The 22,871-nt window shown below is 72.0% G+C and carries 23 protein-coding genes; 11 read left to right on the forward strand and 12 right to left on the reverse strand.

Annotated features, from left to right (window positions below; all coding sequences use genetic code 11):
* The first annotated feature begins 2 nt into the window (after positions 1-2).
* The 6 genes from DJ476_RS30700 (at position 3) to DJ476_RS30725 (ending at position 5,956) form a co-directional block, all read left to right on the forward strand.
* Positions 3-323, forward strand: a complete 321-nt coding sequence (locus DJ476_RS30700) for an urease subunit beta (protein ID WP_112492024.1) — start codon at positions 3-5, stop codon at positions 321-323.
* Positions 316-2,037 (forward strand): urease subunit alpha, encoded by a 1,722-nt coding sequence (locus DJ476_RS30705; protein WP_103417851.1) that lies wholly within the window; start codon positions 316-318, stop codon positions 2,035-2,037. Before DJ476_RS30700 ends, DJ476_RS30705 begins: the two co-directional genes overlap by 8 nt.
* A gap of 13 nt (positions 2,038-2,050) precedes the next feature.
* A complete protein-coding gene (locus tag DJ476_RS30710; protein ID WP_103417852.1) occupies positions 2,051-2,713 on the forward strand; it encodes an urease accessory protein UreF in 663 nt (220 codons plus the stop codon).
* Between the two features lie 21 nt (positions 2,714-2,734).
* Positions 2,735-3,412, forward strand: a complete 678-nt coding sequence (gene ureG / locus DJ476_RS30715) for an urease accessory protein UreG (protein ID WP_103417853.1) — start codon at positions 2,735-2,737, stop codon at positions 3,410-3,412.
* Positions 3,409-4,206 (forward strand): urease accessory protein UreD, encoded by a 798-nt coding sequence (locus tag DJ476_RS30720; RefSeq protein WP_103417854.1) that lies wholly within the window; start codon positions 3,409-3,411, stop codon positions 4,204-4,206. The genes ureG and DJ476_RS30720 overlap by 4 nt, the downstream gene beginning before the upstream one ends.
* Before the next feature lie 151 nt (positions 4,207-4,357).
* A complete protein-coding gene (locus DJ476_RS30725; protein ID WP_208853545.1) occupies positions 4,358-5,956 on the forward strand; it encodes an alpha/beta hydrolase in 1,599 nt (532 codons plus the stop codon).
* A gap of 140 nt (positions 5,957-6,096) precedes the next feature.
* On the opposite strand, the gene DJ476_RS30730 is transcribed toward DJ476_RS30725, so the two are convergent.
* The 7 genes from DJ476_RS30730 to DJ476_RS30760 form a co-directional block, all read right to left on the reverse strand.
* Positions 6,097-7,137, reverse strand: a complete 1,041-nt coding sequence (locus DJ476_RS30730; protein WP_112492026.1) for an NAD-dependent epimerase/dehydratase family protein — start codon at positions 7,135-7,137, stop codon at positions 6,097-6,099.
* Between the two features lie 86 nt (positions 7,138-7,223).
* Positions 7,224-7,940: a lysophospholipid acyltransferase family protein gene (locus DJ476_RS30735; protein WP_103417857.1), complete on the reverse strand. Its 717-nt coding sequence runs from the start codon at positions 7,938-7,940 to the stop codon at positions 7,224-7,226.
* An 84-nt stretch (positions 7,941-8,024) separates the two neighbouring features.
* A complete protein-coding gene (locus DJ476_RS35030) occupies positions 8,025-8,183 on the reverse strand; it encodes a hypothetical protein (RefSeq protein ID WP_015607149.1) in 159 nt (52 codons plus the stop codon).
* 66 nt (positions 8,184-8,249) lie between these two features.
* The gene (locus DJ476_RS30745; protein ID WP_028418922.1) at positions 8,250-9,197 is read right to left on the reverse strand and encodes a cytochrome c oxidase assembly protein; all 948 of its coding nucleotides are present in this window, start codon (positions 9,195-9,197) and stop codon (positions 8,250-8,252) included.
* Positions 9,198-9,308: 111 nt separating this feature from the next.
* Positions 9,309-10,334, reverse strand: a complete 1,026-nt coding sequence (locus tag DJ476_RS30750) for a 6-phosphofructokinase (RefSeq protein WP_103417858.1) — start codon at positions 10,332-10,334, stop codon at positions 9,309-9,311.
* 189 nt (positions 10,335-10,523) lie between these two features.
* A complete protein-coding gene (locus DJ476_RS30755; protein WP_019766249.1) occupies positions 10,524-11,252 on the reverse strand; it encodes a type 1 glutamine amidotransferase in 729 nt (242 codons plus the stop codon).
* A gap of 34 nt (positions 11,253-11,286) precedes the next feature.
* Entirely contained in the window at positions 11,287-12,525 is a 1,239-nt protein-coding gene (locus DJ476_RS30760) for a MurT ligase domain-containing protein (RefSeq protein ID WP_019766250.1), read from the reverse strand.
* Positions 12,526-12,639: 114 nt separating this feature from the next.
* On the opposite strand from DJ476_RS30760, the gene def reads away from it, so the two are divergent.
* Positions 12,640-13,185 carry a peptide deformylase gene (gene def, locus DJ476_RS30765; RefSeq protein WP_053562136.1) on the forward strand — a complete coding sequence of 182 codons (546 nt, stop codon included), beginning with the start codon at positions 12,640-12,642 and terminating at the stop codon, positions 13,183-13,185.
* Between the two features lie 88 nt (positions 13,186-13,273).
* Here def and DJ476_RS30770 read toward each other — a convergent pair whose 3' ends face one another.
* Positions 13,274-13,939 carry a TetR family transcriptional regulator gene (locus DJ476_RS30770; RefSeq protein WP_103417859.1) on the reverse strand — a complete coding sequence of 222 codons (666 nt, stop codon included), beginning with the start codon at positions 13,937-13,939 and terminating at the stop codon, positions 13,274-13,276.
* A 186-nt stretch (positions 13,940-14,125) separates the two neighbouring features.
* Between DJ476_RS30770 and DJ476_RS30775 the strand changes: the two genes are divergently transcribed.
* Positions 14,126-15,352, forward strand: a complete 1,227-nt coding sequence (locus DJ476_RS30775) for an acyl-CoA dehydrogenase family protein (protein ID WP_112492027.1) — start codon at positions 14,126-14,128, stop codon at positions 15,350-15,352.
* Positions 15,353-15,442: 90 nt separating this feature from the next.
* Here DJ476_RS30775 and DJ476_RS30780 read toward each other — a convergent pair whose 3' ends face one another.
* Positions 15,443-15,931, reverse strand: a complete 489-nt coding sequence (locus tag DJ476_RS30780) for a glutathione peroxidase (RefSeq protein ID WP_103417860.1) — start codon at positions 15,929-15,931, stop codon at positions 15,443-15,445.
* A gap of 58 nt (positions 15,932-15,989) precedes the next feature.
* Positions 15,990-16,514, reverse strand: coding sequence for a GNAT family N-acetyltransferase (locus DJ476_RS30785; protein WP_019766254.1), 525 nt, complete (start codon positions 16,512-16,514; stop codon positions 15,990-15,992).
* A 90-nt stretch (positions 16,515-16,604) separates the two neighbouring features.
* Here DJ476_RS30785 and DJ476_RS30790 point away from each other — a divergent pair, with 90 nt between their 5' ends.
* Positions 16,605-16,841 (forward strand): DUF6011 domain-containing protein, encoded by a 237-nt coding sequence (locus DJ476_RS30790; protein ID WP_019766255.1) that lies wholly within the window; start codon positions 16,605-16,607, stop codon positions 16,839-16,841.
* A gap of 36 nt (positions 16,842-16,877) precedes the next feature.
* On the opposite strand, the gene DJ476_RS30795 is transcribed toward DJ476_RS30790, so the two are convergent.
* A complete protein-coding gene (locus DJ476_RS30795; protein WP_053562146.1) occupies positions 16,878-17,753 on the reverse strand; it encodes an acyl-CoA thioesterase in 876 nt (291 codons plus the stop codon).
* A 33-nt stretch (positions 17,754-17,786) separates the two neighbouring features.
* Complete coding sequence (locus DJ476_RS30800) at positions 17,787-20,360, reverse strand: DEAD/DEAH box helicase (RefSeq protein WP_208853546.1); 2,574 nt, start codon at positions 20,358-20,360, stop codon at positions 17,787-17,789.
* A gap of 77 nt (positions 20,361-20,437) precedes the next feature.
* On the opposite strand from DJ476_RS30800, the gene DJ476_RS30805 reads away from it, so the two are divergent.
* Both DJ476_RS30805 and DJ476_RS30810 read left to right on the forward strand, forming a co-directional pair.
* The gene (locus DJ476_RS30805) at positions 20,438-21,229 is read left to right on the forward strand and encodes a metal-dependent hydrolase (protein WP_103417861.1); all 792 of its coding nucleotides are present in this window, start codon (positions 20,438-20,440) and stop codon (positions 21,227-21,229) included.
* 90 nt (positions 21,230-21,319) lie between these two features.
* Positions 21,320-22,855: an ATP-dependent DNA ligase gene (locus DJ476_RS30810; RefSeq protein ID WP_112492029.1), complete on the forward strand. Its 1,536-nt coding sequence runs from the start codon at positions 21,320-21,322 to the stop codon at positions 22,853-22,855.
* Positions 22,856-22,871 lie beyond the last annotated feature (16 nt).

Below are 22,871 nucleotides of genomic sequence, written 5' to 3' on the forward strand. Positions count from 1 at the left end.
CGATGTCCCCCGTCGTCCCCGGCGAGATCCTGTACGGGGCCGGTGACATCGCCCTCAACGAAGGGCGCCCCGTCACCCGCCTCACCGTCCTCAACGGCGCCGACCGCCCCGTCCAGGTCGGCTCCCACTACCACTTCGCGGAGGCCAACCCCGGGCTCCGCTTCGACCGGGAGGCCGCCCACGGGCTGCGGCTGCACATCGCCGCCGGTACGGCGGTCCGCTTCGAGCCCGGCATCCCCGTCGACGTCGAACTCGTCCCCCTCGCCGGCCGCCGCATCGTCCCCGGCCTGCGCGGCGAGACCGGAGGTCCCCTCGATGCCTGACCTCGACAGGGCTGTGTACGCCGACCTGTTCGGGCCCACCACCGGCGACCGCATCCGCCTCGCCGACACCGGCCTGCTGGTCGAGATCGAGGAGGACCGCTCGGGCGGCCCCGGACACGCGGGCGACGAGGCGGTCTTCGGCGGCGGCAAGGTGATCCGCGAGTCCATGGGCCAGGCCCGCGCCACCCGGGCCGAGGGCGCCCCCGACACCGTCATCACCGGCGCGGTCGTCATCGACCACTGGGGCATCGTCAAGGCCGACATCGGCATCCGCGACGGCCGGATCACCGGCATCGGCAAGGCGGGCAACCCGGACACCATGGACGGAGTCCACCCGGACCTGGTGATCGGCCCCGAGACCGAGATCATCGCGGGCAACGGGAAGCTGCTCACGGCCGGAGCGGTCGACGCGCACGTCCACTTCATCACCCCCACCCTCGTCGACCAGGCGCTCTCCAGCGGCATCACCACCCTCGTCGGCGGGGGCACCGGCCCCGCCGAGGGCACCAAGGCCACCACCATCACCCCCGGCCCCTGGCACCTTGCCCGGATGTTCGAGGCCCTGGAGACCTTCCCCGTCAACATCGGGCTGCTGGGCAAGGGCAACACCATGTCCCGTGACGCCCTGTACTCCCAACTGCGGGGCGGAGCACTGGGGTTCAAGATCCATGAGGACTGGGGCGCCACCCCGGCCGCCATCGACGCCTGCCTCACCGTCTGCGAGGAGAGCGGCGCCCAGCTCGCCATCCACACCGACACCCTCAACGAGGCCGGGTTCGTCGCGGACACCCTCGCCGCCATCGCCGGACGCACCATCCACGCCTACCACACCGAGGGCGCGGGCGGCGGCCACGCACCCGACATCATCACGGTCGTCTCCGAGCCGTACGTCCTGCCCAGCTCGACCAACCCGACCCGGCCGCACACCGTCAACACCATCGAGGAGCACCTCGACATGCTGATGGTCTGCCACCACCTCAACCCGGCCGTCCCCGAGGACCTCGCCTTCGCGGAGTCCCGTATCCGGCCCTCCACCATCGCGGCCGAGGACATCCTCCACGACCTCGGTGCCATCTCGATCATCTCCTCGGACTCCCAGGCGATGGGCCGCATCGGAGAGGTGATCCTGCGGACCTGGCAGACCGCCCACGTCATGAAGGTGCGGCGCGGTGCCCTGCCCGGGGACGGGCGCGCCGACAACCACCGGGTCCGTCGCTATGTCGCCAAATACACCATCAACCCGGCCGTCGCGCAGGGCCTGGACCGGGAGATCGGCTCGGTGGAGAGCGGAAAGCTCGCGGACCTCGTGCTCTGGGACCCGGCGTTCTTCGGGGTGAAGCCGCAGACCGTCATCAAGGGCGGCCAGATCGCGTACGCGCAGATGGGCGACGCCAACGCTTCCATCCCGACACCCCAACCGGTCATGCCCCGGCCGATGTTCGGCGCGCTGGGCCGGGCGGCGGCGCGCGGCTCGTACAACTTCGTCACCGGTACGGCGATCGAGGACGGGCTGCCCGAACGGCTGTGCCTGGAGAAGGAGTTCAGGGCCATCACCAGCACCCGGACGGTCACCAAGGCGGACATGCGGGAGAACGGTGCCATGCCGCACGTCCAGGTCGACCCGGACAGCTTCGCCGTCACCATCGACGGCGAACCGGTCGAACCCGCACCGGCGGCCGAACTGCCCATGGCCCAGCGCTACTTCCTCTTCTGAGCCGGGGCCCGTCATGTCACGCGCAGCCCTCCTCGTCCTCGCCGACGGCCGGTTCCCCGCCGGAGGCCACGCCCACTCCGGTGGTGCCGAACCGGCCGTCACCCAGGGGCGCATCCGCACCGCCGACGACCTCGCCGCCTTCTGCCGGGGCCGCCTGCACACCACCGGGCTCACCGCCGCCGCCCTCGCCGCGGCGGCGGCCCACGGCCTCGACCCGCTCGCCCTGGACGAGGCCGCCGACGCCCGTACCCCCTCACCCGCCCTGCGGGCCACCGCCCGCAGGCTGGGCCGCCAGCTGATGCGGGCCGCCCGCGCCACCTGGCCGAGCCCCGAACTCGACGCCCTCGCCACGGCCCGGCCGCGCGGCGCCCATCAGCCCGTCGTCCTCGGCCTCACCGCACGGGCGGCCGGGCTCGGGCCCGAGGACGCGGCGCACTGTGCCGCGTACGAGACCGTCAGCGGCCCGGCCACCGCCGTGGTCCGGCTCCTCTCCCTCGACCCCTTCCACGCCACCGCCGTACTCGCCCGTCTCGCACCGGAGTTGGACCGGATCGCCGCGCAGGCCGCGGAGGCCGCCCGGCGCGGCATCGATGCCTTGCCCGCCGCTTCCGCCCCCCTCCTCGACATCACCGCCGAGGCCCACGCCGCCTGGCCCGTACGCCTCTTCGCGTCGTAACCCGCACCCACTGGAGTCCTCATGCACCTCGGCCACACCCACGATGCCCCCGCAGCCGTCAGCGCCGACGCCACCCGCCCCGACGGCACCCGGCGCGCGCTGCGCATCGGCCTCGGCGGACCCGTCGGCTCCGGCAAGACGGCCACCGTCGCCGCCCTCTGCCGCGCCCTGCGCGACCGGCTCTCCATCGCCGTCGTCACCAACGACATCTACACCCGCGAGGACGCCGAATTCCTCCTCCGCAACGCCGTCCTGCCGCCCGAGCGCATCCAGGCCGTGGAGACCGGCGCCTGCCCGCACACCGCGATCCGCGACGACATCTCCGCCAACCTCGAAGCCGTCGAGGACCTGGAGGACGCGGTCGGCCCGCTCGACCTGATCCTCGTCGAGTCCGGCGGCGACAACCTCACCGCCACCTTCTCCAAGGGGCTCGTCGACGCCCAGATCTTCGTCATCGACGTGGCGGGCGGCGACGACATCCCGCGCAAGGGCGGCCCCGGCGTCACCACCGCCGACCTCCTCGTGATCAACAAGACCGACCTCGCCCCCCACGTCGGCTCCGACCTCCAGCGCATGGCCCGTGACGCCAAGGAGCAGCGCGGTGAACTCCCGGTCCTCTTCACCTCGTTGACCTCAGCCGAAGGTGTTGGGCTGGTCGCCGACTGGGTACGGGCGCAGCTCGCCGCCTGGACCGCATGAGCGTCCACGCCACCGCCCGCCTCCGCGCCGAACCCGACGGCCGGGGCGCCACCGCCCTGCCGCTCCTGGAGAGCGCCGGACCCCTGGCGCTCCGCCGCACCCGCTCACCGCTCCCCGAACGCGCCCGGGTCACCGTCGTCGGAGCCATGAGCGCCCCGCTCAACGGCGACCGGCTGGCGATCGGGGCCGAGGTGGCGGACGGCGCCCGCCTCACCGTCGACGCGGCGGCGGCCACCGTGGCGCTCCCGGGCGCGCGGCCCGACGGCGAGCCGTCCACGTACGACATTCACCTGACCGTGGGGGAGCGGGCCACCCTGCACTGGCTCCCCGAACAGCTCGTCTCCGCCCACGGCAGCGACCTCCACCAGACCACCCGTGTCGAACTGGCCCCCACTGCACGGCTGTTGCTGCGCGAGGAACAGATCCTCGGCCGCCACGGCGAACCCACCGGCGCCCTCACCACCCGGCTCACCGTCCACCGCGCCGGCCGCCCGCTCCTGGACCAGCAACTCGCCTACGGCCCCGGCGCACCCGGCGGCTGGGACGGCCCCGCCGTCCTCGGCGGCCACCGCGCGGTCGGCCAACTCCTCCTGGCCGACCCGTCCTTCGAGGGCGCTCCGCACCCCGCCCGTCTCCTCGGCCCCACCGCCGCCCTCACCCCGCTCGCCGGCCCCGCCGTCCTGGTGACCGCCGTGGCCCCCGACGCGCGCCTGCTGCGCACGATCCTGGATGACGCCCTGCGCGAGCTGCTGGACGGGCTGAAGGAGGGCGCCGACAGCGACCGGGTCCGCTGAGCGGACGTTCTTCACCGGTTATGGGTTCGGTAAAGAAACAGGTGTACGCCCTGGCATCGGGAACCCCACAGGCGAAAGGATCCCCGGAACGCTCCGATGGAGACCACGCCGCCACCGGCGGCGCATCGGACGACGATGGGGGAGGTTCCACGTGGGACGCACAGCAGTGCTCGGCGCGGCCGGGGCGCTGATAGCGGGCACACTCATCGCGGGCACGGTCACCGCGCCCGCCGCGGAGGCGAGGGCAGCACGCGCCGACAGCCGCCACCACGACCGGGCGGGCGCCGAGGCGTACGGGGTCAGGATCGCCGCCGAGCGGGCGGCCAGGACCCGCATCGCCTGGAAGGACTGCCCGAAGGACTGGGGGCTGCCCGCCCCCATCCAGTGCGGCTGGGTGACCGTACCGCTCGACTACGCGAAGCCGTACGGCAGGAAGATCGAGCTGGCCGTCGACCGGCACGTCAGCACCGGCACCAAGGGCGAGCGCCAGGGTGCCCTGGTCTACAACCCGGGCGGGCCCGGCGGTTCGGGGATGCGCTTCCCCACCCGGGTCACCAACAAGAACCCGCTCTGGACGAAGACCGCCAAGGCCTACGACTTCGTCGGCTTCGACCCGCGCGGGGTGGGCCGCTCGGCGCCCATCTCCTGTGTCGACCCGCAGGAGTTCGTCAAGGCGCCCAAGGCCGACCCGGTGCCGGACAGCGAGGCCGACAAGCGCGCCCAGCGGAAGCTGGCCCGCGACTACGCCGAGGGGTGCGCCGAGCGCAGCGGCTGGATGCTGCCGCACATGACCACGCCCAACACCGCCCGCGACCTCGACGTCATCCGGGCCGCGCTCGGGGAGAAGAAGCTCAACTTCCTCGGCGTCTCCTACGGCACCTACCTGGGCGCCGTCTACGGCACGCTCTTCCCCACCCACGTACGGCGCATGGTCGTCGACAGCGTGGTCAACCCGGCGCGGGAGAACATCTGGTACCGGGCCAACCTCAACCAGAACGTCGCCTTCCAGCTGCGCTGGGACGACTGGAAGGCCTGGGTCGCGCAGCACGACTCCGTCTACGGCATCGGCGACACCCCGCAGAAGGTCGAGCAGGAGTGGCTCAAGCTCCGCGCGGCCGCCAAGAAGGAGCCCATCGGCGGAGTCGTCGGCCCCGCCGAGCTGATCGGCTTCTTCCAGAGCGCCCCGTACTACGACTCCGCCTGGGCGCCCACCGCCAAGATCTGGAGCGCCTACCGGGCCGGTGACACCCAGGCGCTGATCGACGCCGCCGCCCCCGACATGGACGACCTGGCGGGCAACGCGTCGGCCGAGAACGGCAACGCCGTCTACACCGCCGTCGAGTGCGCCGACGCCAAGTGGCCCACCAACTGGCGCACCTGGGACCGGGACCACACCCGGCTCCACCGCGACCACCCGTTCATGACCTGGTCCAACGCCTGGATGAACCTGCCCTGCGCCACCTGGCCCACCAAGCAGCAGACATCGCTGAACGTGAAGTCCGGCAAGGGCCTCCCGCCGGTCCTCATCGTGCAGGCCGAGCGCGACGCCGCCACCCCGTACGAGGGCGCCGTCGAGCTGCAGCGGCGGTTCAAGGGCTCCCGGCTCATCACCGAGAAGGGCGCCGGCTCCCACGGCGTCACCGGCATCGTCAACCCGTGCGTCAACGACCGGGTGGACACCTACCTGCTCACCGGGAAGACCGACCGCCGGGACGTGACCTGCGCCCCGCACGCCACCCCCAAGCCGTAACGGATCGCTGAACCCGACGCCCGACCGGTGAACCGGACGACCGGGGCCGCCGCCCAGCTCACGCGCGTGGCGGTCCCGGTCGTGCCCCGCCGCTGCTCAGCCGTGGCGGAGACCCCGCCCGTACGCCCCCGCCGCCCGCCTCACGCTCCACGCCCCCGGTCGTACGCCGCCAGCCACGCGTCCTCCGCCGCATAGTCGAACAGCGCCTCCCCGTAGTTCCGCGCCATCTTCGGGAACGCCTCCCGCCAGTCCCGCCCCGCCAGCTCCCCGGCCAGCCACTCCACCGTCCCCGGCAGCGACTCCACGTACCCCGTCACCGGCCGGTACCCCAACTCCCGTTCCGCCGCCGCCATGTCGTACACCACCGGGTGGGCCCCGCTCCACGGGGTGTCACCCACACCTCCACCCGGGCTCGGGCCGTCCAGCAGGACCGTCTCCGTCTCCGCCGCCCGGCCGAGCACCGCGTCGATCGCCGCCCCGATCTCCGCGACCGTGGGCGCCTCCGGGTCCGCCGCGTTGAGCACCCGGGAGCCGGGCCCGCGGGCGGCCAGCCGGATCAGCTCGGCCGCGTTCGCCACATGGAGCGGGTGGAAGCGGGACCCGCCCCCGTACGCGAGGACCCGCCGCCGTCGCCCGTCCAGCAGCCGCTTCACGAAATACAGCTCACGTGGTGTGCGGCAGTACGGGCCGTGGATCGCGCCCGCCCGCAGCAGCGTCACCGGCAGCGCTTCCCCCGCCGCCGGCAGCTCCCGCTCCAGCGCCACCTTCCGGGTGCCGTACGTCGCGTCCCCGGCCGCCACCGTGCGCTGGGTCTCCGGCAGCGGCACCGGGTAGCGCGGGAAGCCGTCCGGTTCGCCCTGGGTGTCGAAGCTGCGGCCCCGGTCGTCCTCGTACACCGCACCGCTGGAGATCACCACCGCCGAGCCGACCCGTCCGGAGAGGGATCTCAGCTGCCGCGCGTGCGCGGGACCGAACGCCACCATGTCGACCAGGACGTCACAGCCCTCACCGAGCGCGCTCTCCAGCGCCCCTTCCTCGTCCCGGTCGAGCGCCACCGCCCGCACCCCGTCGTCCCACCGTCCGTCCCGCCCGCCGCCCCGCGATACGGCGGTCACCTCCCAGCCGTCCCCGGCGAGCGCGCGCACCGCCGCCCGCCCGAGCTGTCCGGTCGCTCCCAGCACCCATGCGTGTCCCTGGCTCATGGATTCGAAGCTAGGGGGAGCGGGACCGGCCGGACCAGGCCGCTCTGCCGTCGACGAATCCGCCGTCAGCGTCGCAGTTTGCGGAACTTCTTGGGCGGCACGGCCTCCTGCTCGGCGGCCTTCACCTTGGCCGCGTACTCGTCCACGTACTCCTGGCCGGAGAGTCCGAGGATCGCGTACATGATCTCGTCCGTCACGGCCCGGATCGCGGCCTTCTGGTTCTCCATGCCCGCGTAGCGGGAGAAGTCCAGCGGCTCACCGAAGCGGATCGTGACCCGCTTGATCTTCGGGACGACCTGGCCGGGCGGCTGGATCTCGAACGTACCGACCATCGCGCACGGGATCACCGGCACCTGCGCGGTGATCGCCATGACCGCCACCCCGACCTTGCCCTTGTAGAGCCGTCCGTCGTGCGAGCGGGTGCCCTCCGGGTAGATCCCCAGCAGCTCGCCCTTGCCCAGCACCCCCAGCCCCTCGCGGATCGCCGCCTGCCCGGCGTCCTTGCCGGAGCGGTCCACCGGGATCTGGCCCGCGCTGCGGAAGAAGAAGGCGGTCAGCCGGCCCTTGATGCCGGGGCCCGTGAAGTACTCGGCCTTGGCCAGGAAGGTGATACGTCGCTTGAGGATGGCGGGCATGAGGAAGTGGTCCGAGAAGGAGAGATGGTTGCCCGCGACGATCGCCGCGCCCTCCTCCGGAATGTTCTCCAGCCCCTCGATACGGGGGCGGAACAGCACCCTCAGCAACGGCCCCAGCACGACATACTTCAGGACGTAATAAAACACCGTGTGCGTCCACCTCGCTCTGCCGGGCCGACGTCGGGGCTGCGTACAGTACAGGCCCCGGCCGCCCGCCCGCGCAGCGCGCGGTCAGGTGTCCTGCGTGGCCAGCATGCCGAGGGTGCAGAGACCGAGCACCACCCAGCCGAACCAGAGCCAGCCACTGCTGCCCAGTGCCACCGTGTACGCCGTCACCGTCACCAGGGCCCCGACGGTCAGATATCCCATGGTCTTCGTCGATCCGGACATGCGCGTACCCTCCTCGTCGGCCGCGCGGCCGTTCACTCCATGGTCACCCCGCGGGCGCCCCTCGCGCTACTGTCGCGCCTGCAATGACGCGAGATAGGCGTTGTACGCCTCCAGCTCCTTGTCGCCGTCGCGGTCGGCGGCCCGGTCCGAGCGGCGGGCGGCCCGCTGCTCGGAGTGGTACCACTGGTAGACCAGCGCGATCAGCACCAGCACGGAGGGGATCTCGCTGAAGGCCCAGGCGATACCGCCCGCCCAGTTCTGGTCGCTGAGCGCGTCGATGCCGAGCGAGGCCGGGGGATTGCTGTACGTCTCCACCATCGGCGTGGTCGCCATCATCAGCGCGATCCCGAAGAACGCGTGGAACGGCATCCCGGCGAACAGCTCCAGCATCCGCATCACATAGCCGGGGCGGTGCGGGCCGGGGTCGACGCCCATGATCGGCCAGAAGAAGACCAGGCCGACGGCGAGGAAGTGCACCATCATCCCGAGGTGACCGGCCTTGGAGCCCATCAGGAGGTCGAAGAGCGGCGTGAAGTACAGCGCGTAGAGGCTGGCGATGAAGATCGGGATCGTGAACGCCGGATGCGTGACGATCTTGATGTACCGGCTGTGCAGCAGCTTCAGCAGCAGCTCACGCGGCCCGATCCGCCCCCGCCCGGCCGGCGGCAGCGCGCGCAGCGCCAGCGTCACCGGGGCGCCGAGCAGCAGCAGGATGGGGGAGAGCATGCTGATCACCATGTGCTGCACCATGTGCACGCTGAACATGACCATGCCGTAGTCGTTCAGCTTGGTGCACATCACCAGGAGGATGCTCAGCACACCCACGGTGAAGGCGATGATCCGGCCGACCGGCCAGCCGTCCCCGCGCCTGCGCAGCCGCACCACGCCGTACCCGTACAGGGCGAGCGCCAGGAGGCTGCCGGTCAGGAAGAACGGCTCCACGGAGAGCTCCAGCCCCCGTCCCAGCGTGAACGGCGGCAGATCCATGTTCATGCCGTGCCCGCTGTGATCCATCTGTCCACTCCCGATGGGGACACGTCCCCGTTTCGTGCCGGTTGTCCGGTACAGCGTAGAACTGCCCCCGACCGCGGTTGCGGGCGGGGGCAGTTCTCGGAGCGTGGGACGTCAGAGCACGCACTCCGCCTCGGCGTACCGGTCGGCCGGAACGGTCTTCAGCGTCTCGACCGCCTCCGCCAGCGGGACCATCGCGATGTCGGTGCCGCGCAGCGCGGTCATCATCCCGAACTCGCCCCGGTGCGCCGCCTCCACCGCGTGCCAGCCGAACCGGGTCGCCAGGACGCGGTCGTACGCGGTCGGGGTGCCGCCGCGCTGGACGTGGCCGAGGATGACCGGGCGGGCCTCCTTGCTGAGCCGCTGCTCCAGCTCGCCGGCGAGCTGCGTGGCCACCCCGGCGAACCGCTCGTGGCCGTAGATGTCCTTGGCGCCCTGCTCGAACTGCATGGAGCCCTCACGTGGCTTGGCGCCCTCGGCGACCACCACGATGGCGAACTTCTTGCCCGCCTGGAACCGCTTGCCGACCAGCTTGGTCAGCTCGTCGATGTCGAAGGGGCGCTCCGGCACGACGATGGCGTGGGCACCGGCGGCCATCCCGGAGTGCAGGGCGATCCAGCCGGTGTGGCGGCCCATGACCTCGACGATCAGCACGCGCTGGTGCGATTCGGCGGTGGTCTTCAGCCGGTCGAGCGCCTCGGTGGCGACCCCGACGGCGGTGTCGAAACCGAAGGTGACGTCGGTGGAGGCGATGTCGTTGTCGATGGTCTTGGGGACGCCGACGATGGGCAGCCCGGCCTCGGAGAGGAGGTTGGCGGCCTTGAGGGTGCCCTCGCCGCCGATCGGGATGATGGCGTCCAGCCCGAGGTCCGCGACATGGCCCCGGGCCCGCTCCACACCGTCGCGCAGATGCGCGGGCTGGACCCGGGAGGAGCCGAGGATCGTGCCGCCGAGAGCCAGGATGCCGCTCACCGCGTCGAGGTCGAGCTTGCGGTAGTCGGCCTCCAGCAGGCCCTTCCAACCGTCGTGGAAGCCGATGACCTCGTCGCCGTGGTCCACCACCGCGCGGTGCACGACGGAACGGATGACGGCGTTGAGGCCGGGGCAGTCGCCGCCGGAGGTGAGTACGCCAATGCGCATGGCCCGGAAACCTTTGCAACGTGAAGTCGACGACCGGACCACGTCGTCCGGTTGGATCCCCGCCACCCTACCGGCGCAGGGTGGCGGGACCGAACCGGCCGTCCGCCTGCTGGACTCCGCTCGATCGAGCGGAAAACCCCTCAGGCGGACACCGCTCAACCGAGCGGAGGACGCCTCATCAGGCGGTCGTCACGCGGGCTGCGTCGCGGCGGCGATCCGCTCGGAGCGCAGCGCCTCGTACCAGCGGTCGTCGGTCGGCGGCAGCGCGTTCACATCGAGGGCCAGCTTCAGCAGGTGGTCCGCGATCTGCGGGTTGCGGGCCATCACGGGACCGTGCATGTACGTGCCGAAGACCGTGTCGTTGTACGCGCCCTCCGTGCCGTCCCCCGTGCCGTTGCCCCGGCCGAACCGCACCCGGGCGAACGGCCGTGCCGTCGGGCCGAGATGGGTGACGCCCTGGTGGTTCTCGAACCCGGTCAGCGGCTCCAGGCCGAGCTGCGGGTCGATGTCCGCCAGTACGTCACCGACGCACCGGGCACCCTCGCCCCGGGTCGAGACCACGTCGAGCAGTCCGAGACCCGGCTCGCGCTCACCGAGGTCGTTGATGAACTCGTGGCCGAGGATCTGGTACCCCGCGCAGACCGAGAAGATGATCGCGCCGTTGGAGGCGGCCCGGCTCAGCCCGCCGTCGCGGCGCAGCCGCTCCGCCGCGAGGCGCTGCGGCCGGTCCTCGCCGCCGCCGATCAGATAGATGTCGCCGGACGTCGGCACCGGCTGGTCGCTGCGCACGTCGACGCGCTGCACGTCCAGACCGCGCTGCCGGGCCCGCCGCTCCACGACCAGGGCGTTGCCCTGGTCGCCGTAGGTGCTCAGCAGGTCGGGGTAGACCCAGACCAGACGCAGACCGTTGTTGCTCATGCTTCGTCCTCTCCGGAGGTGGCCGGGGCCGGGGTCAGTTGCCGACACGACGGCGCAGATCCTGGAAGGCGGTGTAGTTGGCGATGACCTCGATACGGCCGGGCGGGGCGTACTGCACGGCCTCGTCGAGGTTCTCGCAGACCCGGAAGTCCAGCCCCGCGACCTCCAGGCGGACCGCGAGGTCGAGCTTGCGGTCACCGAGCACGAAGATCGGGTGACCGGCGAGCTGGGTGTAGTCCACGTCCCAGAGCCAGGAGGTGTCGGTGCCGTCCGCGCCACGGGCGTTGACGGAGAGGATCACCGGCGTCGGCGGCGGGTCGATCAGCGAGAAGGTCTCCAGCCAGCCGGCCGGGTTCTTCGCCAGCAGCAGCCGCAGCTCACGGTTCTGGAAGTTCACGACGTCGTAACGCCCCGCGACCGCCTGCACCTGGTACATCCGCTCCAGCGCGACCTGCGGCGGCACACCGAAGACGGCGGCGACGGCGGCCGAGCTGGCGGCGTTGGCCTTGTTGGCGCGGCCGGGCAGCTGGAGGTGGATCGGCCAGGCCGAACCGTGCGGGTCCAGGACGTAGTCGCCGTTGAGCGCCCAGCTCGGGGCGGGACGGCGGAAGCCGCACTGCCCGCAGAACCAGTCGTCGCCGGGGCGCTGCATCACACCGCCGCAGGACGGGCAGGACCAGGCGTCGTCCTTCCACGCCTGACCGGCCGCCACCCACACCACGTTGGGCGAGGAGGAGGCCGCCCAGACGACCAGCGGGTCGTCCGCGTTGGCGATGACCACGGCCTTGGAGCCGGAGAGGCCCTCGCGCCAGTGCTCGGCCATCATCCGGGTCTCGGCCGCGCGGTCCAGCTGGTCGCGGGAGAGGTTGAGCAGCGCGATCGCCTTGGGGGTGGTGTCCCGGGCGACCCCGGCCAGATACTTCTCGTCGACCTCGATCACCCCGAACTTCGCGTCCGAGCCGCCGGCCAGCGCCGAGGTGATGCCCGCGGGCATGTTGGCGCCGAGCGCGTTCGACACGACGGGCCCGGCGGCCCGCAGCGCCTCCGCGATCAGCCGTGTGGTGGTCGTCTTGCCGTTCGTCGCCGACACGAGGATCACGTCCAGGTGCTGCGCCAGCCGCCCCAGCAGGTCGGGGTCGAGTTTGAGCGCCACCCGGCCGCCGATCACCGATCCGCTGCCCCGCCCCGCGGCGCGTGACACCGCCGCCGCGGCCTTGCCCGCCGTCACGGCCAGCTTGGCCCGCGGCGACAACGGCTCCGTGTTGCCTGCCATCGTCCTAGATCCTCCTTGCATCGGTCCGCGCCCAGCCTATCGATGTCCGCCGCGGCGACCGCACCGCGGCACCACGGGAACTCCCCGGTGACGGCGGAACGTACGCTTGCCCGCATGCGAAACCGCCCGATCCCCGGCAGTTCCGGACTCGTCCGTGAGATGAGTCTGCTCGGCGACCCGTTGCTCCACCGCGCCTGTGAGGACGTCACGGATTTCGGCCCGTCGCTCGCGCGGCTGGTCGAGGACATGTTCGCCACGATGTACGCCGCACAGGGTGTCGGGCTCGCCGCCAACCAGATCGGCGTCCCGCTCAGGGTGTTCGTCTACGACTGCCCGGACGACGACGATGTCCGTCACCTGGGCCACGTCGTCAACCCCGAACTGGTCGAGGCGGACGGTCTTACGGTACGCGGACCGGAAGGCTGTCTGTCACTTCCGGGTCTGGAAGCGGGCACGGAACGCTTCGACCACGCGGTGGTCGAGGGGCTGACGATGACGGGGGAGCCGGTGCGGATCGCGGGGACGGGGTGGTTCGCCCGGTGCCTCCAGCACGAGTGCGACCACCTGGAGGGGACGGTCTACACCGACCGGCTGACCGGGCTGCGCCGGTCCCGGGCGCTGCGCGCGGCCCGCCGGGCGCCGTGGGCCCGTAAGGACTGAGGGCTGAGGACTGAGGCTCCGGCCCTCGGAGCCCCGGGCCGCCCCCGTACGGAAGACGGAGCGGATCACCGTACGGGACGCGGGCGGGTCAGAACCCCGGACCGCCCTTCACGTCCCGGTCGCCCGCCTCCGTCAGCCGCCCCCACAGCAGGTCCGCCAGGCTGCGCACCAGCCGCTCGCGGGAGCAGGGCCGGTCCGCGAGCCACCAGTCGCCCGCCGCGTGCATCATGCCGACGATGCCGTGGCCCCAGATGCGCGCCATCTGCTCGCCCTCGGGCCCGAGGTCCACGCGCTCGACGATCACCTGGCCCAGCTCCTCGCCGAGGCGGCGCAGCAGCGGGGCGGAGTGGCGGCCGACGTCGAAGCCCTGCTCGGGGGCGGGAGCGGTGTCGGCGCCGTCGTCGGAGGGGTGCATCAGGAAGCGGTAGACCTGGGGGCGGGCCTCGATCGCGGCGAGATAGGTGTCGAGCGTGGACTCGACCCGGGCGCGGCGCTCGGCGGGGGCGTCCAGGGCCGCGCGCAGGGCGCTGAGGAGGGCGTCGGTGTGGCGGGTGGCCAGCGCGCGGTAGAGGCCGCCCTTGTCCCCGAAGTGGCGGTAGAGGATGGGCTTGGTGATGCCGGCCTCGGCCGCGATCGCGTTCATCGAGGCCTGCGGGCCGTCCCTGAGCACCACCCGGTCCGCCGCTTCGAGCAGCTCCCGGCGGCGCGCCTCGGCCGCGGTCCGCTGTCGTTCGGCGCTCCGCGTGGTCTCCATGTCGTCTCTCCCGCCCCTGGCCGTGCAATTTCTTCACGTCTGCTTCTTCGCGCCTGCGCAACGTAACACCACGCCCGGCGCCCTTGTCGATCAGCACCGGGGCGGTTGACAGCGGCTACTGTCCGGTAACAGACTGCTGTTACCGCAAGTAACGCATGGTTTTCACGGCAGTGCATGGAGGGGAACATGGCCGAGTTCACGCTCGATCTCAACGACGACCAGAAGCAGGTCCGTGACTGGCTTCACGGCTTCGCGGCGGACGTGATCCGCCCCGCGGCCTCGGAGTGGGACGAGCGTGAGGAGACGCCCTGGCCCGTCATCCAGGAGGCGGCCAAGGTCGGCATCTACTCCCTCGACTTCTACGCACAGCAGTTCTTCGACCCTACGGGGCTCGGCATCCCCATGGCCATGGAAGAGCTGTTCTGGGGCGACGCGGGCATCGCCCTCTCCATCGTCGGTACGGGCCTGGCGGCCGTCGGCGTCCTCGCCAACGGCACCGAGGAGCAGATCGGCACCTGGATCCCGCAGATGTACGGCGACGCGAACGACGTGAAGGTCGCCGCCTTCTGCTCCTCCGAGCCCGACGCCGGCTCCGACGTCGCCTCGATGCGCACCCGCGCCGTCTACGACGAGGCCAAGGACGAGTGGGTCCTCAACGGCACCAAGACCTGGGCGACCAACGGCGGCATAGCCAACGTCCACGTGGTCGTCGCCGTCGTCGACCCCGGCCTCGGCTCCAAGGGCCACGCCTCCTTCATCGTGCCGCCCGCCACCCCCGGCCTCTCCCAGGGCCAGAAGTTCAAGAAGCACGGCATCCGCGCCTCGCACACCGCCGAGGTGGTCCTGGAAGACGTCCGCGTCCCCGGCCACTGCCTGCTCGGCGGCAAGGAGAAGCTCGAGGAGCGCCTCGCCCGCGCCCGGGAGCGCGCCAAGGCGGGCGGCGAGCGCGTCAAGAACGCGGCGATGGCCACCTTCGAGGCCTCCCGCCCGGCCGTCGGAGCCATGGCGGTGGGCACCGCCCGCGCCGCCTACGAGGTCGCCCTCGACTACGCCAAGACCCGCAGCCAGTTCGGCCGCCCGATCATCGACAACCAGGGCATCGCCTTCCAGCTCGCCGACATGCGCACGCGCATCGACGCGGCCCGGCTACTGGTCTGGCGCGCCTCCTGGATGGCCACCACCGGCAAGCCGTTCACCTCGGCCGAGGGCTCCATGTCCAAGCTCTACGCCAGCGAGACCGCCAAGAGCGTCACGGCCCAGGCGATCCAGATCCTGGGCGGCAACGGCTTCACCCGGGAGTACCCGGTCGAGCGGATGCACCGGGACGCGGCGATCTACACCATCTTCGAGGGCACCAGCGAGATCCAGCGCCTGGTGATCGCCCGCACGCTCTCGGGCATGCCGATCCGCTAGCGGACAGGCCGAGAAGAGCCGATCCGCTGGCGGATCGGTCGAAGAAAGAAGGGGGCCGTCCAGGACGGCCCCCTTCCTTCACGCCATCGCTCAGCCGGGCAGCTGTGCCTCGATCGCCGCCACGACCTCCGTCGACTCCGGCTCGCTGCGCGGGCGGATCCGGGCCACCGGCTCACCGTCCGGGGAGATCACGAACTTCTCGAAGTTCCACTGGACGTCCCCGGCCTCCCCGTCCGCGTCGGCCAGCTTCGTCAGCTCGGCGTACAGCGGGTGCCGGTCGGCCCCGTTGACGTCGACCTTCTCCAGGAGCGGGAAGGTGACCCCGTACGTCGTCGAGCAGAAGGTCTGGATCTCCTCCGCGCTCCCCGGCTCCTGGCCCGCGAACTGGTTGCAGGGCACGCCGAGCACGGTCAGCCCCCGGTCGCCGTACGTCTGCTGCAACCGCTCCAGGCCCTCGTACTGCGGGGTGAGCCCGCACTTGGACGCCACGTTCACCAGCAGGACGGCCCGGCCGCTCCAGGCGCCCAGGGTGGTCGGTTCGCCGGTGAGGGTGCGCAGCGGAATGTCGTGCAGCGTCATGAAGCTCTCTCCCTGATCATCGCGTGTGGTGCTCATTGTGCCGCTCCCCGGCTGCCGCTCACGGCCCGGTGAGCTCCTTGTAGTAGAAGGTGGTCGGCTTGAGGCTGCCCGCCGGATCGGCCGCGTATCCCGGTACGGAGCCGACCTCCGTCCACCCCGCCTTGCAGTACACCTGCTCGGCCAGGCTGCCGCTCTCGGTGTCCAGGATCAGCAGCGTGATGCCCTCCACCTCCGCGTACGCCTCCACCGCCGCCAGCAGCGCCCGCCCGAGCCCCTGCCCCCGGGCCGAGGGCCGCACCATCAGCTTGGCGACCTCCGCCCGGTGGCGGGCGTTCGGCAGCGGCGCCCGGACCAGGGCGATCGTCCCGGCGACCCGGCACCCCTCGCGGGCGATCCAGATGGAGACCTCCCCGCTCTCCACGGCCGCCGCGCGCGCCCGCCACCAGACGGCCGCGGTCTCCCGGTCCAGTGGCGCCAGGAACCCCACCGAGGAACCCTCCTCGACGGTCTCCACCAGCAGCTCGGCCATCTCATCGGCGTACGTGACCAGCTCGGGGGCGCTCACGTGGACGATCTCGGTCATGGGGTACGGGGTCCTTTCGAGCGGAACAGTCACAGGGAACGGCCACACCGGCCGGGCCGGTACGGCCCCCGATGAGGAAGGATCTCCCCCGTGCAGTCTTCCGAACCCTTCCCCGAACCGCTGCCCGCACTCGACCGCGAGGAGCATTCCGGTGACACCCCGTCCCGCCGCCTGATCCGCTGCCGCCTCTGCGGCCGCCCGCTCACCGGCGCCGACTCCCGCCGCACCGGCCTCGGCCCGTCCTGCGACGCCAAACTGCACCCGCCGTCCCCGGACATCCGCACCCGCCGCCACGAGGTCGACCAGGACCCGCTGCCGGGGACGTAGAGGCGGGGGTGCGGAGAGGCAGGCGCGGAGAGGCGGCTACCTGCCGTCCAGCCGCCGGAACAGCCCCTCCTGCACCACCGACACCAGCAGCTGCCCCGACCGGTCGTAGATCCGGCCACGGGCCAGACCGCGCCCGCCCGTCGCGATCGGGGACTCCTGGTCGTACAGGAACCACTCGTCCGCCCGGAACGGCCGGTGGAACCACATCGCGTGGTCCAGGGACGCCATGTCGAAGCCGCGCGGGCCCCACAGCGGCTCCACCGGGATGCGGACCGCGTCCAGGAGCGTCATGTCGCTCGCGTACGTCAGCGCGCAGGTGTGCACCAGGGGGTCGTCGCCCAGCGGGCCGACCGCGCGCATCCACACCGCGCTGCGCGGATCGGCGTCCTTGATCTCCTCGTGGGTCCAGCGCAGCCGGTCGACGTACCGGATGTCGAAGGGCTGGCGGCGGGCCATCCGCTCCAGGGCCTCCGGCAGCGCGCCCAGGTGTTCACGGACCTCGTCGGCGACCGTCGGCAGCTCCTCCGGGTCCGGGACGGTCCTGGCGGGCGGCAGCTGGTGCTCGAAGCCGGCCTCCTCGGGGCGGTGGAAGGAGGCCGTCAGGTTGAAGATCGTCCGGCCCTCCTGGACGGCCGTCACCCGGCGGGTGGTGAAGGAGCGGCCGTCGCGCACCCGCTCCACCTGGTAGACGATCGGTACGCCGGGGCGCCCCGGGCGCAGGAAGTAGGCGTGCAGCGAGTGCACCGGGCGCTCCCCGTCGGTGGTGCGGCCCGCCGCCACCAGCGCCTGGCCCGCGACCTGCCCGCCGAAGACCCGTTGCAGGGACTCCTCGGGGCTGCGGCCGCGGAAGATGTCGACCTCGATCCGCTCCAGGTCGAGAAGGTCCACCAGGCGCTCGGCCGGATTCGTCATGTGCTGCCTCTCCACGTGCCGGTTGGGGGTGCCCTACAGCTGGCCGACCTTCGTGACCCGGACGACCGCCCGGCCCTCCTCGTCGGACGCCGCCAGGTCCACCTCGGCCTGGATGCCCCAGTCGTGGTCGCCCGCCGGGTCCGCGAACGCCTGCCAGACCCGCCACAGCCCGTGCGCCGGGTCCTCCTCGATCTTCATCAGCTTCGGGCCGCGCGCGTCCGGGCCGGTGCCGATCTCCTCGTGCGCGTCCCAGTACGCGTCCAGGGCGTCGCCCCACGCGTCCTCGTCCCACCCGGAGTCGCCGTCCAGCTCGCCCAGGTCCCGTACCCGGTCCAGCGCGGCCAGCTCCACGCGGCGGAACATCGCGTTGCGCACCAGCACCCGGAAGGCGCGCGGGTTGGCCGTGACCGGCTTGACCTCGTCCGCCTTCTCCTGGGCCTCCTCGGCGGTCTCCACCTCCGGGTTGGCCAGCTGCTCCCACTCGTCCAGCAGGCTGGAGTCCACCTGGCGGACCATCTCGCCCAGCCAGGAGATCAGGTCCTCCAGGTCCTCCGACTTCAGGTCGTCCGGGATCGTGTGCTCCAGTGCCTTGTACGCGCTCGCCAGATACCGCAGCACGATGCCCTCGGTCCGGGCCAGCTCGTAGTGCGAGGTGAACTCCGTGAAGGTCATGGCCCGTTCGAACATGTCCCGGATCACCGACTTCGGCGAGACCGGGTGGTCGCTCACCCACGGGTGGCTCCGGCGGTACACGTCGTAGGCGTGCCACAGCAGCTCGCTCAGCGGCTTGGGGTACGTGACCTCCTGGAGCCGCTCCATCCGCTCCTCGTACTCCACCCCGTCGGCCTTCATCTGGCCCACGGCCTCGCCGCGCGCCTTGTTCTGCTGGGCCGCCAGGATCTGCCGCGGGTCGTCGAGCGTCGACTCGACGACCGAGACCATGTCCAGGGCGTACGACGGCGAATCGGGGTCCAGCAGGTCGAAGGCGGCCAGTGCGAACGTCGACAGCGGCTGGTTCAGCGCGAAGTCCTGCTGGAGATCGACCGTGAGCCGGACGATCCGCCCCTCCGCGTCCGGGGTCTCCAACTGCTCCACCACCCCGCCGTCCAGCAGCGAACGGTAGATCGCGATGGCCCGCCGGATGTGCCGCAACTGCGCCCGACGCGGCTCGTGGTTGTCCTCCAGCAGGCTCCGCATCGCCTCGAAGGCGTTCCCCGGGCGCGCGATCACCGCGAGCAGCATCGTGTGGGTGACCCGGAACCGCGAGGTCAGCGGCTCCGGCTCGGACTGGATCAGCTTGTCGAACGTGGTCTCCGACCAGGCGACGAACCCCTCCGGCGCCTTCTTACGGACCACCTTGCGCTTCTTCTTCGGGTCGTCGCCCGCCTTCTTCAGCGCCTTCTCGTTCTCGATGACGTGCTCGGGGGCCTGCGCCACCACGAACCCGGCCGTGTCGAACCCGGCCCGCCCGGCGCGGCCCGCGATCTGGTGGAACTCCCGCGCCCGCAGGGTCCGCACCCGGTTCCCGTCGTACTTCGTGAGCGCCGTGAACAGCACCGTACGGATGGGGACGTTGACGCCCACGCCCAGCGTGTCCGTACCGCAGATCACCTTCAGCAGCCCCGCCTGGGCCAGCTTCTCCACCAGGCGGCGGTACTTGGGCAGCATCCCCGCGTGGTGCACCCCGATGCCGTGGCGGACGTAACGGGAGAGGTTCTGGCCGAACTTGGTGGTGAAGCGGAAGCTGCCGATCAGATCGGCGATCTTCTCCTTCTCCTCCTTCGTGCACATGTTGATGCTCATCAGCGACTGCGCCCGCTCGACGGCCGCCGCCTGCGTGAAGTGCACGATGTAGACCGGGGACTGCCGGGTGTCCAGCAGCTCGGTCAGCGTCTCGGTGATCGGCGTGAAGCGGTACTCGTAGCTCAGCGGCACCGGGCGGGTCGCGGAGCGCACCACCGAGGTCGGGCGGCCGGTGCGCCGGGTCAGATCCTTCTCGAACATCGAGACGTCACCGAGCGTCGCGGACATCAGCACGAACTGGGCCTGCGGCAGCTCCAGCAGCGGGATCTGCCACGCCCAGCCCCGGTCCGGCTCGGCGTAGAAGTGGAACTCGTCCATCACGACCTGGCCGATGTCGGCGTACTTCCCGTCGCGCAGCGCGATGGAGGCCAGCACCTCGGCCGTACAGCAGATCACCGGGGCGTCCGCGTTGACCGAGGCGTCACCGGTCAGCATCCCGACGTTCTCGGTGCCGAAGAGCTTGCACAGGTCGAAGAACTTCTCCGAGACCAGCGCCTTGATCGGCGCGGTGTAGAAGGTCACCTTGTCCTGGGCCAGCGCGGTGAAGTGTGCCCCCGCCGCCACCAGGCTCTTGCCCGAGCCGGTCGGGGTGGACAGGATCACGTTCGCCCCGGAGACCACCTCGATCAGCGCCTCCTCCTGAGCCGGGTACATCGTGATGCCCTGGCTCTCGGTCCATGACGAGAAGGCCTCGAAAAGGGCGTCCGGGTCGGCGGTCTGCGGCAGCTGGTCGATGAGGGTCACGCCCCCATCTTGCCTGTCTTCCGCCCGGATGAGGGAACCGGCGGACACCACGAAGATCATGGACGATACGCTGCGCACTCAACCAGCCCACGCCGTACCGGTGATGGGCCCATGACGAACTGGGGGCGGAAGCGACCATGATGGGACCGGCACACTCTCTGTCAGGGGCAGCCGCCTGGCTGGGGGTGGGTGCGGCGGCGGCCGCCGCGGGCCACACGATGCCCTGGCCGGTCCTGGTCGTCGGAGCGCTGATCTGCGCGGGCGCCGCCCTCGCCCCCGACCTGGACCACAAGTCCGCGACCATCTCGCGCGCCTTCGGACCCATCTCCAAGACCCTCTGCGAGATCGTCGACAAGCTCTCCTTCGCCGTCTACAAGGCCACGAAGAGCAAGGCCGACCCCCGCCGCACCGGCGGCCACCGCACCCTGACCCACACCTGGCTCTGGGCCGTCCTCGTCGGCGCCGGCTGCTCCGCCGCCGCGATCTTCGGCGGCCGCTGGGCCGTCCTCGCCATCCTCTTCGTCCACCTCGTACTGGCCGTCGAGGGCCTGCTCTGGCGGGCCGCCCGGGTCTCCAGCGACATCCTGGTCTGGCTGCTCGGCGCCACCAGCGCCTGGATCCTCGCGGGCGTCCTGGACCAGCCCGGCCACGGGGCGAACTGGCTCTTCGACGCCCCGGGCCAGGAGTACCTGTGGCTCGGCCTGCCCATCGTGCTCGGCGCCCTCGTCCACGACATCGGGGACGCGCTCACCGTCTCGGGCTGCCCGGTCCTCTGGCCCATCCCGATCGGCCGCAAGCGCTGGTACCCGATCGGACCGCCGAAGGCCATGCGGTTCCGGGCCGGCAGCTGGGTGGAGATGAAGGTCCTGATGCCCGCGTTCATGGTGCTCGGGGGAGTGGGGGCGGCGGCCGCCCTCAACTTCATATGACGGAATCGGCGCCATAGGGACGACCGGCGCGCGGTCCGCCCCATGCCTCTTCGGCGGGCGGTCCGCCCCCGCCCGTAGCACCATGGCCGCATGCTGCTCGCCGAGCTCGCCCAGGTCTCCCTGGAGGTCGCCGCCACCTCCGCCCGGTCCCGCAAGGTGGCGCTCCTCGCCGCGCTCTTCCGGGACGCCGGACCCGACGACGTCCCCGTCGTCATCCCGTACCTCGCCGGGCGGCTGCCCCAGGGGCGGATCGGCGTCGGCTGGCGCTCCCTCGGCGACCCCGTCGAACCGGCCGCCGAGCCCACCCTCACCGTCACCGGGGTCGACGCCGAGCTGACCGCGCTGGCCGCCGTCTCCGGCCCCGGCTCCCAGGCGCTGCGGCGCGAACGGCTGCGGGCCCTGTTCGCCGCCGCCACCGCCGACGAGCAGCACTTCCTGAAGGCCCTGCTCACCGGGGAGGTCCGCCAGGGCGCCCTGGACGCCGTCGCCGCCGACGCGCTGGCCAGGGCCGCCGAGGCCCCGCCCGCCGACGTCCGCCGGGCCGTGATGCTCGCCGGATCGCTCCCGGAGGTGGCCCGGCCCCTCCTCGCGGAAGGCCCCGGCGCGCTCGCCGCCTTCCGGCTCACCGTGGGGCGGCCCGTCCAGCCGATGCTGGCCCACACCGCCGCCTCGGTGACCGAGGCGGTCGAGAGGCTCGGCCCCTGCGCGGTGGAGGAGAAGCTCGACGGCATCCGGGTCCAGGTCCACCGGGACGGCGACCGGGTCCGCGCCTACACCCGGACCCTCGACGACATCACCGACCGGCTGCCCGAACTCGTCACCGCCGTCGCCGCGCTGGAGGCCGGGAGGTTCATCCTGGACGGCGAGGTGATCGCCCTGGGCGAGGACGGCAGGCCGCGCCCCTTCCAGGAGACCGCCTCCCGGGTGGGCTCGCGCCGGGACGTGGCCGCCGCTGCCGCCGGCGTACCGATCGTGCCCGTCTTCTTCGACGCCCTCTCCGCCGACGGCGACGACCTGCTCGACCTCTCCTTCGCCGAGCGCCACGCCGCCCTGGCCCGGCTGGTCCCCGAGCCCCTGCGGGTCCGGCGCACGCTCGTGCCCGACCCGGCGGACGCGGAGGCGCGCCGGGCCGCCGAGGCGTTCCTCGTCGAGACCCTGGAACGCGGCCACGAGGGCGTCGTCGTCAAGGACCTGGCCGCCGCCTACAGCGCGGGCCGCAGAGGCGCCTCCTGGCTGAAGGTCAAGCCGGTGCACACCCTGGACCTGGTGGTGCTCGCCGCCGAATGGGGGAGCGGGCGGCGCACCGGCAAGCTCTCCAACCTCCACCTGGGCGCCCGCCGCCCCGACGGCTCCTTCGCGATGCTCGGCAAGACCTTCAAGGGGCTCACCGACGCCCTGCTGGAGTGGCAGACCGAGAAGCTGCGGGAGCTGGCGACCGGCGAGGACGGACACGTCGTGACCGTACGCCCCGAACTCGTCGTGGAGATCGCCCACGACGGGCTCCAGCGCTCCACCCGCTACCCGGCCGGTGTCACCCTCCGCTTCGCCCGCGTCCTGCGCTACCGCGAGGACAAGACCGCGCAGGAGGCCGACACCGTGGAGACGGTCCTCTCGCAGCAGCGCTGAACCGCGCCCCCCGGGA

Origin of the sequence: Streptomyces bacillaris (genome assembly GCF_003268675.1) — a bacterium.
GTDB lineage: Bacteria > Actinomycetota > Actinomycetes > Streptomycetales > Streptomycetaceae > Streptomyces > Streptomyces bacillaris.

Excerpts from the sequence above, each read along its gene's own strand:
- DJ476_RS30700 (WP_112492024.1), top strand. The coding sequence starts at position 3 with ATGTCCCCCGTCGTCCCCGGCGAGATCCTGTACGGGGCCGGTGACATC.
- DJ476_RS30705 (WP_103417851.1), top strand. The coding sequence starts at position 316 with ATGCCTGACCTCGACAGGGCTGTGTACGCCGACCTGTTCGGGCCCACC.
- DJ476_RS30710 (WP_103417852.1), top strand. The coding sequence starts at position 2,051 with ATGTCACGCGCAGCCCTCCTCGTCCTCGCCGACGGCCGGTTCCCCGCC.
- ureG (WP_103417853.1), top strand. The coding sequence starts at position 2,735 with ATGCACCTCGGCCACACCCACGATGCCCCCGCAGCCGTCAGCGCCGAC.
- DJ476_RS30720 (WP_103417854.1), top strand. The coding sequence starts at position 3,409 with ATGAGCGTCCACGCCACCGCCCGCCTCCGCGCCGAACCCGACGGCCGG.
- DJ476_RS35030 (WP_015607149.1), bottom strand. The coding sequence starts at position 8,183 with ATGTCCGGATCGACGAAGACCATGGGATATCTGACCGTCGGGGCCCTG.
- DJ476_RS30745 (WP_028418922.1), bottom strand. The coding sequence starts at position 9,197 with ATGGATCACAGCGGGCACGGCATGAACATGGATCTGCCGCCGTTCACG.
- DJ476_RS30750 (WP_103417858.1), bottom strand. The coding sequence starts at position 10,334 with ATGCGCATTGGCGTACTCACCTCCGGCGGCGACTGCCCCGGCCTCAAC.
- DJ476_RS30755 (WP_019766249.1), bottom strand. The coding sequence starts at position 11,252 with ATGAGCAACAACGGTCTGCGTCTGGTCTGGGTCTACCCCGACCTGCTG.
- DJ476_RS30760 (WP_019766250.1), bottom strand. The coding sequence starts at position 12,525 with ATGGCAGGCAACACGGAGCCGTTGTCGCCGCGGGCCAAGCTGGCCGTG.
- def (WP_053562136.1), top strand. The coding sequence starts at position 12,640 with ATGCGAAACCGCCCGATCCCCGGCAGTTCCGGACTCGTCCGTGAGATG.
- DJ476_RS30770 (WP_103417859.1), bottom strand. The coding sequence starts at position 13,939 with ATGGAGACCACGCGGAGCGCCGAACGACAGCGGACCGCGGCCGAGGCG.
- DJ476_RS30775 (WP_112492027.1), top strand. The coding sequence starts at position 14,126 with ATGGCCGAGTTCACGCTCGATCTCAACGACGACCAGAAGCAGGTCCGT.
- DJ476_RS30780 (WP_103417860.1), bottom strand. The coding sequence starts at position 15,931 with ATGACGCTGCACGACATTCCGCTGCGCACCCTCACCGGCGAACCGACC.
- DJ476_RS30785 (WP_019766254.1), bottom strand. The coding sequence starts at position 16,514 with ATGACCGAGATCGTCCACGTGAGCGCCCCCGAGCTGGTCACGTACGCC.
- DJ476_RS30795 (WP_053562146.1), bottom strand. The coding sequence starts at position 17,753 with ATGACGAATCCGGCCGAGCGCCTGGTGGACCTTCTCGACCTGGAGCGG.
- DJ476_RS30800 (WP_208853546.1), bottom strand. The coding sequence starts at position 20,360 with ATGATCTTCGTGGTGTCCGCCGGTTCCCTCATCCGGGCGGAAGACAGG.
- DJ476_RS30805 (WP_103417861.1), top strand. The coding sequence starts at position 20,438 with ATGATGGGACCGGCACACTCTCTGTCAGGGGCAGCCGCCTGGCTGGGG.
- DJ476_RS30810 (WP_112492029.1), top strand. The coding sequence starts at position 21,320 with ATGCTGCTCGCCGAGCTCGCCCAGGTCTCCCTGGAGGTCGCCGCCACC.